The sequence below is a fragment of the Pseudomonas sp. DWP3-1-3b3 genome, from assembly GCF_049896305.1.
GTDB lineage: Bacteria > Pseudomonadota > Gammaproteobacteria > Pseudomonadales > Pseudomonadaceae > Aquipseudomonas > Aquipseudomonas azotoformans_A.
This window is the reverse complement of record NZ_JAFCUA010000005.1, coordinates 70,834-83,699: the sequence shown is the minus strand read 5'-3', so window position 1 is coordinate 83,699 and position 12,866 is coordinate 70,834. Positions and strand designations below refer to the sequence as shown.

The window sequence follows — 12,866 nt, the reverse complement described above, 5'->3', positions numbered from 1 at the left end:
GCCTGCTAACGAAACCCCCATGCTAGAGGGCTAATCCCGCGCTTATATCATTCCGAATGATAGTTACCTTTGCTTCATTCGATTCGTGACATAGCACATCGCCGCGCATGATCCGCCCATCTCAAATACATTGGCGGATGCACCTCATGGAACAGTCACTCAAACATTTGCGCTTCCCCCTGGCGATCCTGGCCGTGGTGGTGATGAGCGCGTGCGGCAAGACCCCGGACCAAGCGGCCGCCATGCCAGCGGCCAAAGTCAGTGTGGCCAAGGTGCTGGAACAACCGGTCAACGAGTGGGATGAGTTCACCGGTCGCCTGGAAGCCCCGGAAACCGTGCAGATTCGTCCGCGCGTGTCAGGCCAGATTGACCAGGTCGCTTTCACCGAAGGCGCTTTGGTCAAGAAAGGCGACCTGCTGTTCCAGATCGACCCACGGCCGTTCCAGGCTGAAGTGCGTCGCCTTGAAGCCCAGTTGCAACAAACCCGCGCCGCGGCCACCCGCAGCGATAACGAAGCTCAACGCGGCGAACGCCTGCGCCAGAGCAATGCGATTTCCGCCGAACTGGCCGACTCGCGCACCACCGCCGCCCAGGAAGCCCGCGCCGCTGTCGCCGGGATCCAGGCGCAGTTGGACCTGGCCAAGCTGAACCTGAGCTTCACCCGCGTCACGTCGCCGATCAGCGGCCGTGTCAGCCGTGCCGAAATCACCGCCGGCAACCTGGTGACCGCCGATGTCACCGCGCTGACCAGCGTGGTCTCCACTGACAAGGTCTACGCCTACTTCGATGCCGATGAGCGCGTGTTCCTCAAGTACACCGAACTGGCTCGCCAAGGCCGTCGCGGTGCGACCACCCCGGTGTACCTGGGCCTGTCCAACGAAACCGGCAACCCGCACCTGGGCCAGATGAACTTCGTCGACAACCAGGTCAACCCGGCCACCGGCACCATCCGTGGTCGCGCCGTGTTCGATAACAGCAAGGGCGAATACACCCCTGGCCTGTACGCCCGCCTGAAGCTGGTCGGCAGCGGCACCTACTCCGCCGTGCTGATCAACGACGAAGCCGTCGGCACCGACCTCGGCAAGAAGTTTGTGCTGGTGATGGAAGGCGACAAGCCCGCGTATCGCTCGGTAGAACTGGGGCCGAAAATCGAAGGTTTGCGCATCGTGCGCAGCGGTCTCAATAAAGAAGACACCATCATCGTCAAGGGCCTGCAACGCGTGCGCCCAGGATCGCCGGTCGCTCCGGAAACCATTCCGATGGCCAGCAAGGAAACCCTCGCCGCCTTGGCCCAACAACGACAAGCGCTTGAAGCCAGCAACCTGGAACAAGTGGCGCCGGATAAAGCCGCGCCCAAACTTGCCAGCGCTGCGACTCCACGCGGTTAAGGGATACGACTCAAGATGAATTTTTCCAAGTTCTTCATTTCGCGGCCGATCTTCGCAGCGGTGCTTTCGCTGCTGATCCTGATCGCCGGCGCGATCTCGCTGTTCCAATTGCCGATCAGCGAATACCCGGAAGTGGTGCCGCCGACCGTCGTGGTCCGTGCCAACTTCCCGGGCGCCAACCCCAAAGTCATCGGTGAAACCGTGGCCGCTCCGCTGGAGCAGGCGATCACCGGCGTCGAGAACATGCTGTACATGTCCTCGCAGTCGACCGCCGACGGCAAGCTGACCCTGACCATCACCTTCGCCCTGGGCACCGACCTGGACAACGCGCAGGTGCAAGTGCAAAACCGCGTGACCCGGACTCAGCCGAAACTGCCTGAGGAAGTGACGCGCATCGGTATCACCGTGGACAAGGCCTCCCCCGACCTGACCATGGTGGTGCACTTGACCTCCCCGGATCAGCGCTACGACATGCTTTACCTGTCCAACTACGCCTTGCTTAACGTGAAGGATGAGCTGGCGCGTCTGGGCGGTGTAGGCGACGTGCAACTGTTCGGTATGGGCGACTACTCCCTGCGGGTGTGGCTGGACCCGAACAAGACCGCTTCGCGCAACCTGACGGCCACTGATGTGGTGACGGCAATCCGTGAGCAAAACCGTCAAGTGGCCGCCGGCGCCTTGGGTGCACAACCTGCGCCGACCGCCACCGCGTTCCAGTTGTCGGTGAACACCCAAGGTCGCCTGGTGACCGAGGAAGAGTTCGAGAACATCATTATTCGCTCGGGCGCTAACGGTGAAATCACCCGCCTCAAAGACATCGCACGGGTGGAGCTGGGCTCCAGCCAATACGCCCTGCGTTCGTTGCTGAATAACCAGCCGGCCGTGGCGATCCCGATCTTCCAGCGCCCTGGCTCCAACGCGATCGAGATCTCCAACGAAGTGCGCGGCAAGATGGAAGAGCTGAAAAAGAGCTTCCCGCAAGGCATGGACTACAGCATCGTCTATGACCCGACCATCTTCGTGCGTGGCTCCATCGAAGCCGTGGTGCATACGCTGTTCGAAGCGCTGATCCTGGTTGTATTGGTGGTGATCCTGTTCCTGCAGACCTGGCGCGCCTCGATCATTCCGTTGGTGGCGGTGCCGGTATCGTTGATCGGCACCTTTGCGGTGATGCACCTGTTTGGCTTCTCGCTCAACGCGCTATCGCTGTTCGGCCTGGTACTGGCCATCGGTATCGTGGTGGACGACGCCATCGTGGTAGTGGAGAACGTCGAGCGGAACATCGAGCTGGGCCTGGAACCGTTCCCGGCCACTGAAAAAGCCATGAGCGAAGTGACCGGCCCGATCATCGCCACCGCGTTGGTGCTGTGTGCGGTGTTCGTTCCAGCCGCCTTCATCAGTGGCTTGACCGGGCAGTTCTATAAGCAGTTCGCCTTGACCATTGCGATTTCGACAGTGATCTCGGCCTTCAACTCGCTGACCTTGTCCCCTGCCCTTGCGGCCGTGTTGCTCAAAGGCCACAACGCGCCGAAGGATGCGTTCTCCAAGTTCCTCGACAAGTTGCTGGGCGGCTGGCTGTTCAAACCGTTCAACCGCTTCTTCGACAAGGCCAGCCATGGCTATGTCGGCACCGTCCGCCGTGTGATCCGTGGCAGTGGTATCGCGCTGTTCCTGTACGCCGGCCTGATGGTCCTGACCTGGCTGGGCTTTGCCCACACACCCACCGGTTTCGTACCGGCCCAGGACAAGCAATACCTGGTGGCCTTCGCTCAATTGCCGGATGCCGCGAGCCTGGACCGTACCGAAGACGTGATCAAGCGCATGTCCGACATCGCGCTGAAACAACCCGGCGTGGAAAGCGCCGTAGCCTTCCCCGGCCTGTCGATCAACGGCTTCACCAACAGCCCGAACAGCGGCATCGTGTTCGTGACCTTGAAACCGTTCGACGAGCGTAAAGACCCGAGCATGTCCGCCGGCGCGATTGCCGGTGCCCTGAACGGCAAGTACAGCAGCATCCAGGAAGCCTACATGGCGATCTTCCCACCGCCGCCGGTACAGGGCCTGGGTACGATTGGTGGTTTCCGCCTGCAGATCGAAGACCGGGGCAACCTGGGTTACGACGAGCTGTACAAAGAAGTGCAGAACATCATCACCAAGAGCCGCACCACGCCGGAGCTGTTCGGCCTGTTCACCAGCTACACGGTCAACGTGCCCCAGGTCGATGCCGCCATCGACCGTGAAAAGGCCAAGACCCACGGCGTGGCGATCAGCGACATCTTCGACACCCTGCAGATCTACCTGGGTTCGTTGTATGCCAACGACTTCAACCGCTTCGGCCGGACCTACCAGGTCAACGTGCAGGCTGAGCAGCAGTTCCGCCTGGATGAAGACCAGATCGGCCAGCTGAAAGTGCGCAACAACAAAGGCGAGATGATCCCGCTGGCGACCTTCATCAAGGTCAGCGACACCTCGGGTCCGGACCGCGTGATGCACTACAACGGCTTCATCACCGCAGAAATCAACGGCAACGCTGCACCGGGCTACAGCTCGGGCCAGGCAGAAGCTGCGATCGAGAAACTGCTGAAAGAAGAACTGCCCAACGGCATGACCTACGAGTGGACCGACCTGACCTATCAGCAAATCCTCTCGGGCAATACCGCGCTGTTCGTGTTCCCGCTCTGCGTGCTGCTGGCGTTCCTGGTACTGGCCGCCCAATACGAAAGCTGGAGCCTGCCATTGGCGGTGATCCTGATCGTACCGATGACGCTGCTGTCGGCGATTACCGGGGTGATCATCTCGGGCGGCGACAACAACATCTTCACCCAGATCGGCTTGATCGTACTGGTGGGCCTGGCGTGTAAGAACGCGATTCTGATCGTCGAGTTCGCCAAAGACAAACAGGCAGAAGGCCTCGACCCGCTCGCTGCGGTACTGGAAGCCTGCCGTCTGCGTCTGCGGCCGATTCTGATGACCTCCTTCGCCTTCATCATGGGTGTGGTGCCACTGGTGTTGTCCAGCGGTGCTGGTGCCGAGATGCGTCATGCCATGGGCGTGGCGGTGTTCTCCGGGATGATCGGTGTGACCTTCTTCGGTCTGTTGCTGACGCCAGTGTTCTATGTACTGATCCGTCGCTATGTGGAGCGCCAAGAGGCACGCAAAGCGGCCAAGGCCTTGAAGCTGGAGACACAGCAATGAGTGTGAAAGTATTCCTGCCGAGCTTGCTGGTACTGGCGCTGAGCGCCTGTGCCGTAGGCCCGGACTACAAAGCCCAGACCCCGGAGGCGGCCAATATCACGGCCGCTGCCGATGCCAAAACGTATGACCACGCCAAGTTCGAAGGCATCTGGTGGCAGCAGTTCGAGGACCCGACCCTCAACCAGTTGGTGACCCAATCGCTGCAAGGCAACCGTGATTTACGCGTCGCTTTTGCCCGTCTGCGGGCGGCCCGCGCGATTCGCGATGACGCCAGCAATGACGCCATGCCGACCATCACCAGCCGGGTCAGCAGTGACCAGGGCAAAGGCCAGATTCCGGGCCAGACCACCAGTCGCGTCAAGACCGAGCGTTACGACCTCGGCCTGGACATGGCCTGGGAACTGGACCTGTTCGGTCGCATCCAGCGCAACCTGGAAGCCACCGACGCCGACCAGCAGGCCGCCGAGGCTGACTTGTACCAACTGCAAGTCACCCTGATTGCCGAACTGGTGGATGCCTACGGTCAACTGCGTGGTGCGCAACTGCGTGAACGCATTGCCCTGGACAACCTGAAGAACCAGCAGGAATCGCGCACCATCACGGTCAGCCTGCGGGATGCCGGTGTGGGCGACCAACTTGACGTGGAGCGTGCTGACGCACGCCTCGCGGCCGTCGAAGCCAGCGTGCCGCAACTGCAGGCCGAGCAAGTGCGCGAGCGTAACCGCATCGCCACCCTCCTCGGCCAGCGTCCCGACAAGCTGACCGTCGACCTGGGCCCGAAAGACCTGCCGGCGATTGCCAAGGCGTTGCCGATTGGCGATCCAGGACAACTGCTGCAACGTCGCCCGGACATCCTCAGCGCCGAACGCAAACTGGCTGCCGCCACCGCGCGTATCGGCGTGGCCAAGGCCGACCTGTTCCCACGGGTCAGCCTCAGCGGCTTCCTCGGCTTCACCGCCGGGCGTGGCTCGCAGATCGGCTCGTCCGCCGCGAATGCCTGGGCGCTGGGCCCAAGCATCACCTGGGCAGCCTTCGACCTGGGCAGCGTGCGCGCCCGTTTGCGCGGCGCCGATGCCGAAGCGGATGGCGCCCTGGCGACCTACGAGCAACAAGTGTTGTTGGCCCTGGAAGAATCCGAGAACGCCTTCAGCGACTACGGCAAGCGTCAGCAACGCTTGGTTTCGCTGATCCGCCAAAGCGAATCCAGCCGCGCCGCCGCCGACCTGGCCGCGATCCGCTACCGCGAAGGCACCGTGGACTTCCTGGTACTGCTCGACGCGCAACGTGAGCGCCTGGCCGCCGAAGACTCCCAGGCCCAGGCCGAAGTGGATTTGTATCGCGGCATCGTCGCGATCTACAAAGCGTTGGGCGGTGGCTGGCAGCCGGATACGGTGGTCGCCAGCGCCAAGTGATGTAAAGAGCTCCTTTGGTTGGTCGCATCCAGCCAATTTTTTGCCCCGTGGTCCATTCGGTCACGGGGTTTTTTTTGGTCGACTGTTTATACAAGAATGCAACATAAGAAATTACCCACAAATTCTTAAGACTTCCCCGTCAGAGCACTCTGAAATTGCACTATCAAGCTAATGCTGGGTTAACGAGTGTCGATAATGGCAGTGTGATCCTTACTAAAGGCGGGAAATCAACATGGGCATGCTCGTTACGAACACAGCCACCACAATGTCGAAGCAAACTGATGCTCGCGTGATCAGGGAACCGACAATGGTGGCAAATGCGTTTACTTTCACGGAACATTCCAAGGCAGCGGAAACCCTCAAAATAAACAACCCAGAGAAAATCAACGATTTGAAAACATTCTTAAAAAAATACGACCTGACCTCTATCAGCACCAACGAACTCAGAGAAGTGGGAAATAGACTTTATGATAATGGAATCATAGACGACAACACCTTCATGATGTTCATCTCGGGAGATGGCGCATCCGATGCAAATGGTCGACAAACAAAAATGGATGTCAAATTCAATGCAATCGCCTTATTTAAAGAGAAGCTAGAGGACAACGTGGCGTTTTTCAAGACCGATCGCTATTCTAAACCGGAGCACATTGCCTATATCACTCACCGGATGGTGAGTGCCAACCAAGCAATCAATGCGCTGGCCTACTTTGGAAACCCCGCAGCCAGTACCTTATCGATAGATGACCATGCGTGATCAACATACTCACAAACAGCGCGTTGAAGGAGCCTTCAACGCGCTGTCTGCAATCGTATTAACGTCCGTATCTGACGTTCCCTGAATAAGATTTTGGGATTGCTTCAGGATTATCGAGCCTCACTCGATACGTACCGAAATTTCCGACATGAGAAACACTATTCCCTATGCTGGTCGCGACCGACTGCCAGCCACCGCCCAACTCACGTTCAATTGAAATTCTAGGCGCACTCCCCGCTCCACCTGGAGAGACGACTGCATCAATACTAGCTCCTGAACAGCCATTGGCAGGTGTAATCGCAAACGGCCCGTGCACAATCAGTTCCGTCCGACTTTCGATAATACCGCTATAACTTTCAGAAACACTCAAGCACAGCGCCGACGCTTGAAACGAAACACCCATCAACACAGCAACTGGCAATGCAATAAGACCTTTCATAAATTCACCTTCCTAAATCAATGATCAGGGCATCAGCATGCAATGCATAGAGCAACGCAACCACCACATCTCAATCTCTTATAGATTTCGCATCGCTATGCCATAAGTGGTAATCAGCGAATGCCGATAAGTACCACACAAACATTTGTGCACGAATTATCGACTGAGGTAAGGCATCCACGTCCTAAATATTTGCGGGAAAGGTCTTCGGACGCTTATCAAGAAAAGGAAGAACGATTTACTTAGCATCTAACACGCACAACTAAATCTGCGCCACTTCATTCAAAATCAAACTCCGATAATGCCCCGGATTCGAGCCACTCCACTTACGAAACGCCTTATAAAACGAACTCGTATCAGCAAACCCCAGCCGCGCCGCAATCTCGGCAAAGCTGATCTGCGGCTCCGCCAGCCACACAATCGCCAGTTCCTTACGCACACTGTCCTTGAGGCCCTGATAGGTCTGCCCTTCTTCTGCCAGGCGACGGCGCAAGGTTGAGGCCGAGATGCACAGGCTGACCGCGAGGCCTTCGGTTTCCGGCCAGGTATCGGGGGGCAATTGGCGAAGGTCGTGCTTGATGCGGGTGGCGAGGCTGTCGGGGTCGCGGTACTTGACCAGGATATTGGCCGGTGCATGGGCCAGGAAACGCTTGAGTTCTTCCGGGGTGCGCTTGATCGGCAGGTCCAGGCAGTCGGCGGAGAAGATCATGCGTGTGCGGGGTCGGTCGAAACGCAGGTTGTCGGAGAACATCACCTGGTAGTCGTCGCAGAAGTGCGGCTTTGCGCAGCGCAACTCAATCGCCAGGATTGGAATACGGCGTCCTGCCAGCCAACAGGCAACGCCGTGCACAATCATCCAATAGGTAAAGTAGGTGAAGGCCCGATTGGGTTCGGTGTCGGGCTCAATCAGCACGATCTCCGCCAGGCTTTGTTGACGCACCAATTCAGCGGGCAGTCGCTCCAGCATCAGTGACAGGAACCCCAGCCCGGCTTCCAGGGCGGTGGCAAGCGTTGGCTGCGCCATTGCAGCGCGGCAGAGAAACGCCAGGCTGCCGGACCTGAGTTTGCGCGGGTCCATCCCGAAGAACTCATCGTCGGTGCGCCGTGCCAGGAGGCGCCACAGCCGTGCATAGGTGGTAGCCGAAACCCGCGCGGCAGACTCGGCCAGCCACTGCGGGTCAATCCCGGCGTTGTGCAGCACTTCGGCGCTCGTCGCCCCGAGCGCACAGCTTTGCAACAAGGCTTCACGCACAAGATGAATGGAGATGGTGTCTTTTTCCGACATGGTGGACCGCGTATCCAGAGCTGCGCAAAGAATGGCACGCATCATAAGGGTGGACGCGCATTGCCACCACCGTTCAGCCACTGTTCAGCAAACGTCAAGAATTGTTGTTTAGCAATGAGTATCATTATGTTACAACTTAGCACCCTATCTAGTTGTGACGCGGTGCCGAATGCTCGTTCCTTTCCTCATCATGCTGCGTGAAGGCATTGAAGCCGCATTGATCGTTGGCATTATCGCCAGCTACCTGCAACAGACCGGCCGTGGCCAGTGGATGCCCGCCGTGTGGATCGGTGTATTTCTCGCCGCCGCACTGGCCCTGCTGGTCGGCGGCGGCCTGGAACTGGTCAGCGCCGAATTCCCGCAAAAACAGCAGGAACTGTTCGAAGGCATCGTCGGCCTGGTCGCCGTGGGTATCCTCAGTTCCATGGTGTTCTGGATGCGCAAGGTGGCGCGCTCCATCAAGCATTCCCTGCACGAATCCCTCGATCACGCGTTGGTCGGCTCCAAGCACCAAGTCACCGCGCTGATCCTCATGGTGTTTTTCGCCGTGGCCCGCGAAGGCCTTGAAACCGTGTTCTTCCTGCTGGCCGTGTTCCAACAAAGCGAAGGCCCAGGCGCGCCGATTGGCGCCCTGCTCGGCCTGATCCTGGCGATCATCGTCGGCTTCCTGATCTACACCGGCAGCATGCGCCTGAACCTGGGCGCGTTTTTCCGCTGGACCGGCCTGTTTATCCTCGTCGTGGCCGCCGGCATCCTCGCCAATTCAGTGCAAGCCCTGCACGAAGCGGGCGTATGGAATCACTTGCAAACCGTGCTGTTCGACTTCAGCGCCGCACTGCCCATGGACAGCCCGTTGGGCTCGGTACTGGCCGGCATGTTCGGCTACCAGGAAGCGCCGACCATCAGCACCCTCGGCGCCTACCTGATTTACCTGGTGGTGGCGCTGGTGATGTTCTTCCTGCCCGCCGCACCGTCCAAGCCTGCCGCCTCGCCCTCTTCCGTTTCCAGCCAGTAAGGACCGCCTCTTGTCCAAGCCTACTCCTCAACCCTCCTCGCCACCCCGCGCTCTGCGCTGGGCCGTGGCGGGTTCGGTGGTCGTGATGATCGCCGCCGGAGGCCTGTTCTATTACGCCTCGCAACTGGCGGCCAGCAAGCGCCAGACCAACCACAATGAAATCGCCGTGACCATCCATGGCCACGCCTGCGAACCGAACGAGCTGACGGTGCCCGCCGGCCACGCCAGCTTTCGCATCATCAACCGGTCCGACCGTGCGGTGGAATGGGAAATCCTCGACGGCGTGCTGGTGGTCGAAGAACGTGAAAACATCGCCCCCGGCCTGAGCCAAGTGATCAACGCCAACCTGCTGCCCGGCGACTACGCGATCACCTGCGGCCTGCTGAGCAACCCGCGCGGCACCTTGCACGTAACACCGACCGCCGAGTCCGACGCGCAAGCCAAGGCCAAGCCGTCGATGGTGGCGTTTATCGGGCCGCTATCGGAGTTCCGCGTGTACCTGAGCAGCCAAGGCAGCGCCTTGGTCAAGGCCGTCACCGCCTTGCAACAGGCCGTCGACGCCGGCGACCTGGCCCAGGCTCAAGCGCTCTACGTTCCGGCGCGCGAGGCTTACCAACGACTGGCCCCCGCGTCGCAACGCCTTGCCGAGCTGGACAACGCGATCAACGCCCGCGCCGACTACTTTGAAAAGCGCGAGCAGGACCCGGCCTTCAGCGGCTTCCATCGCCTGGAATACAGCCTGTTCCAGCAACGCAGTCTCGATGGCTTGGCGCCGGTTGCCCAGCGTCTGCTGGCCGACGTCACCACCCTCAAGCAACAACTGCTCGCCCAGTCGCTGCCGCCGGAGCAACTGGTGAGCATTGTGGTTCGCAACCTCAACAGCCTGGCCGATGTACGTGCCATCAGCGGTGAAGAGGAGCGCTACAGCCACGTCGACCTGAATGGTTTCGCCGCCAACCTGGAAGCTGCCCACAAGGTTGTCGACCTGATGCGCCCACTGCTGACCAAGTCTGCCGCCGACCTGTTACCCAAGGTCGACAGCGCCCTCGCCGCCTTTGATGCCGAACTCCAGGTCTTCAAGGTCGACAAGGGTTACGCCACCTATGACAGCGTAACCGCCGATCAGCGCAAGCAGATCGCCGACAAGGCCAAGGCTCTGGCCGCTGCACTCGATGGAATCGACCCCGCCCTTGGCCTCTCCGGCCTGCAGTGAAGACGACCGCACACATGAGTGATTCGAAACAATTTGACCTCCAGCGCCGCCGTGTCCTGCTGGGCATGGCCGCCACCGGCGCCGCGATTGCCGGCAGCACCCTGACCTGCCCGGCCATGGCCGCCGAGCAAGTCACCACTGCACCGCGCAGCGACAAGACCCAGGACCACCACGATTTCTTCGGCAAGCACCAGAGCGGCATCGTCACCCCGCGCCCGGCGTGCGGAATGCTCGTGGCATTCGATGTATTGGCCAGTGATCGTGAGGACCTGGAGCGGCTGTTCCGTACCTTGAACGAACGCATCAGCTTCCTGATGACCGGCGGCACCGTACCGCAAGTCGACCCCAAACTGCCGCCGACCGACTCCGGCATCCTCGGTCCGGTGGTCACGCCAGATAACCTGACCATTACCGTGTCCGTGGGCGAATCCCTGTTCGATGAGCGTTTCGGCCTCAGCGCCGTCAAGCCCAAGCGCCTGAGCCGCATGGTGGGTTTCCCCAACGATGCGCTGGAACCGGCGCAGTGCCACGGCGACCTGAGTCTGCAATTCAGCTCCAACACGCCGGACACCAATATCCACGCCCTGCGCGACATCGTGAAAAACCTGCCCGACTTGCTGCTGGTGCGCTGGAAGCAGGAAGGCAGCGTGCCGCCCCAGGCGCCGAGCAAATCCGGCGAGCCTGCGCAGAGTGCGCGCAACTTCCTGGGTTTCCGTGACGGTTCGGCCAACCCGAACTCCAACGACGCCAAGACCATGGACCAGATTGTGTGGGTGCAGCCTGGCAGCGACGAACCGGCCTGGGCGGCCAACGGCAGTTATCAGGCAGTGCGCATCATCCGCAACTTCGTCGAGCGTTGGGACCGTACCCCGCTGCAAGAACAGGAAAGCATCATCGGCCGCATCAAGCCGACCGGCGCGCCCATGGACGGCGACAAAGAAACCCAGGTGCCCGACTACAGCAAGGACCCGGAAGGCAAAGTGACCAAGCTCGATGCCCACATCCGCCTGGCCAACCCGCGCACCCCGCAGACTCAGGCCAACCTGATCCTGCGCCGGCCGTTCAACTACTCCAACGGCGTCAACAAAAACGGTCAGCTGGACATGGGGCTGCTGTTCATCTGCTACCAGGCTGACCTGGAGAAAGGCTTTATCAGCGTGCAAACCCGGCTCAACGGCGAGCCCCTGGAGGAATACCTCAAGCCGGTCGGCGGCGGGTACTTCTTCACCTTGCCGGGGGTCACCGGGCCCAAGGATTTCATCGGCCGCACGCTGCTGGCTGCAACGCACCCTCACACCACTGCCCATACCTAAAACAAACCCAGAGCGGAAATCGTCCCATGAAAAAGTCGTCTATCGCGTTGTCGTTGTTGCTGACCCTTTCGCCACTGGCAGCCTTCGCCGCTACCGCACCGCTGGACCTGGTAGGGCCGGTGTCGGACTACAAAATCTACGTCACCGAAGAAATCGGCGAGCTGGTCACCCAGACCCAAGCCTTCACCGACGCCATCAACAAGGGCGACCTGGCCACCGCCAAGAAACTCTACGCGCCGACCCGCGTGCACTATGAGTCCATCGAGCCAATCGCCGAGCTGTTCAGCGACCTCGATGCGTCCATCGATTCGCGCGTCGACGACCACGAAAAAGGCGTGACCGCCGAAGACTTCACCGGCTTCCACCGTATCGAGTACGCGCTGTTCTCGCAGAACACCACCAAGGGCCTGGAAGCGCTGACCGCCAAGCTCAACACCGACGTCAATGACCTCAAGACCCGCGTCGACGGCCTCACCTTCCCGCCGGAGAAAGTCGTCGGCGGCGCAGCAGCCCTGCTTGAAGAAGTCGCCGCCACCAAGATCTCCGGCGAAGAAGACCGCTACAGCCACACCGACCTGTATGACTTCCAGGGCAATATCGACGGGGCGAAGAAAATCGTCGACCTGTTCCGTGGTCAGATCGAGAAACAAGACAAAGCGTTCCTGGCCAAGGTCGACAAGAACTTCGCCACCGTGGACAAGATCCTGGCCAAGTACAAGACCAAGGACGGTGGTTTCGAGACCTACGACAAGGTCAAGGAAAACGACCGCAAGGCCCTGGTGGGCCCGGTCAACACCCTGGCGGAAGACCTGTCTACCTTGCGCGGCAAGCTGGGCTTGAACTAAGCGA

The 12,866-nt window shown here is 60.1% G+C and carries 10 protein-coding genes; 8 read left to right on the top strand and 2 right to left on the bottom strand.

Annotation, left to right across the window (positions count from 1 at the left end; genetic code table 11):
* Positions 1-146 precede the first annotated feature (146 nt).
* The 4 genes from mexE to ACP7BX_RS16710 all read left to right on the top strand — a co-directional run bounded on the left by mexE (position 147) and on the right by ACP7BX_RS16710 (position 6,752).
* The gene (gene mexE / locus ACP7BX_RS16725; RefSeq protein WP_033901191.1) at positions 147-1,388 is read left to right on the top strand and encodes a multidrug efflux RND transporter periplasmic adaptor subunit MexE; all 1,242 of its coding nucleotides are present in this window, start codon (positions 147-149) and stop codon (positions 1,386-1,388) included.
* A gap of 15 nt (positions 1,389-1,403) precedes the next feature.
* On the top strand, positions 1,404-4,583 hold the full coding sequence (locus tag ACP7BX_RS16720; RefSeq protein WP_033901161.1) for an efflux RND transporter permease subunit: 3,180 nt from the start codon (positions 1,404-1,406) through the stop codon (positions 4,581-4,583).
* Positions 4,580-5,995: an efflux transporter outer membrane subunit gene (locus tag ACP7BX_RS16715; RefSeq protein WP_178953037.1), complete on the top strand. Its 1,416-nt coding sequence runs from the start codon at positions 4,580-4,582 to the stop codon at positions 5,993-5,995. Before ACP7BX_RS16720 ends, ACP7BX_RS16715 begins: the two co-directional genes overlap by 4 nt.
* 232 nt (positions 5,996-6,227) lie before the next feature.
* Complete coding sequence (locus tag ACP7BX_RS16710) at positions 6,228-6,752, top strand: hypothetical protein (RefSeq protein WP_426131181.1); 525 nt, start codon at positions 6,228-6,230, stop codon at positions 6,750-6,752.
* A gap of 58 nt (positions 6,753-6,810) precedes the next feature.
* Here ACP7BX_RS16710 and ACP7BX_RS16705 read toward each other — a convergent pair whose 3' ends face one another.
* Together ACP7BX_RS16705 and ACP7BX_RS16700 are read right to left on the bottom strand one after the other, a co-directional pair.
* Complete coding sequence (locus ACP7BX_RS16705; protein ID WP_426131183.1) at positions 6,811-7,191, bottom strand: hypothetical protein; 381 nt, start codon at positions 7,189-7,191, stop codon at positions 6,811-6,813.
* Positions 7,192-7,453: 262 nt separating this feature from the next.
* Positions 7,454-8,476 (bottom strand): AraC family transcriptional regulator, encoded by a 1,023-nt coding sequence (locus ACP7BX_RS16700; protein ID WP_426131185.1) that lies wholly within the window; start codon positions 8,474-8,476, stop codon positions 7,454-7,456.
* A gap of 169 nt (positions 8,477-8,645) precedes the next feature.
* On the opposite strand from ACP7BX_RS16700, the gene efeU reads away from it, so the two are divergent.
* Genes efeU through efeO (ACP7BX_RS16680) form a run of 4 tightly spaced genes read left to right on the top strand, consistent with a single transcriptional unit; the run spans position 8,646 to position 12,862 of the window.
* A complete protein-coding gene (gene efeU, locus ACP7BX_RS16695; protein ID WP_426131187.1) occupies positions 8,646-9,491 on the top strand; it encodes an iron uptake transporter permease EfeU in 846 nt (281 codons plus the stop codon).
* A 10-nt stretch (positions 9,492-9,501) separates the two neighbouring features.
* Entirely contained in the window at positions 9,502-10,704 is a 1,203-nt protein-coding gene (gene efeO / locus ACP7BX_RS16690; protein ID WP_426131189.1) for an iron uptake system protein EfeO, read from the top strand.
* A gap of 14 nt (positions 10,705-10,718) precedes the next feature.
* Complete coding sequence (gene efeB, locus ACP7BX_RS16685) at positions 10,719-12,017, top strand: iron uptake transporter deferrochelatase/peroxidase subunit (protein WP_426131191.1); 1,299 nt, start codon at positions 10,719-10,721, stop codon at positions 12,015-12,017.
* 26 nt (positions 12,018-12,043) lie between these two features.
* Positions 12,044-12,862 carry an iron uptake system protein EfeO gene (efeO, locus tag ACP7BX_RS16680; protein WP_016979902.1) on the top strand — a complete coding sequence of 273 codons (819 nt, stop codon included), beginning with the start codon at positions 12,044-12,046 and terminating at the stop codon, positions 12,860-12,862.
* Positions 12,863-12,866: the final 4 nt, after the last annotated feature.

Coding starts and splice junctions, on each gene's coding strand:
- mexE (WP_033901191.1), top strand. CDS start 147: ATGGAACAGTCACTCAAACATTTGCGCTTCCCCCTGGCGATCCTGGCC.
- ACP7BX_RS16720 (WP_033901161.1), top strand. CDS start 1,404: ATGAATTTTTCCAAGTTCTTCATTTCGCGGCCGATCTTCGCAGCGGTG.
- ACP7BX_RS16715 (WP_178953037.1), top strand. CDS start 4,580: ATGAGTGTGAAAGTATTCCTGCCGAGCTTGCTGGTACTGGCGCTGAGC.
- ACP7BX_RS16710 (WP_426131181.1), top strand. CDS start 6,228: ATGGGCATGCTCGTTACGAACACAGCCACCACAATGTCGAAGCAAACT.
- ACP7BX_RS16705 (WP_426131183.1), bottom strand. CDS start 7,191: ATGAAAGGTCTTATTGCATTGCCAGTTGCTGTGTTGATGGGTGTTTCG.
- ACP7BX_RS16700 (WP_426131185.1), bottom strand. CDS start 8,476: ATGTCGGAAAAAGACACCATCTCCATTCATCTTGTGCGTGAAGCCTTG.
- efeU (WP_426131187.1), top strand. CDS start 8,646: ATGCTCGTTCCTTTCCTCATCATGCTGCGTGAAGGCATTGAAGCCGCA.
- efeB (WP_426131191.1), top strand. CDS start 10,719: ATGAGTGATTCGAAACAATTTGACCTCCAGCGCCGCCGTGTCCTGCTG.
- efeO (WP_016979902.1), top strand. CDS start 12,044: ATGAAAAAGTCGTCTATCGCGTTGTCGTTGTTGCTGACCCTTTCGCCA.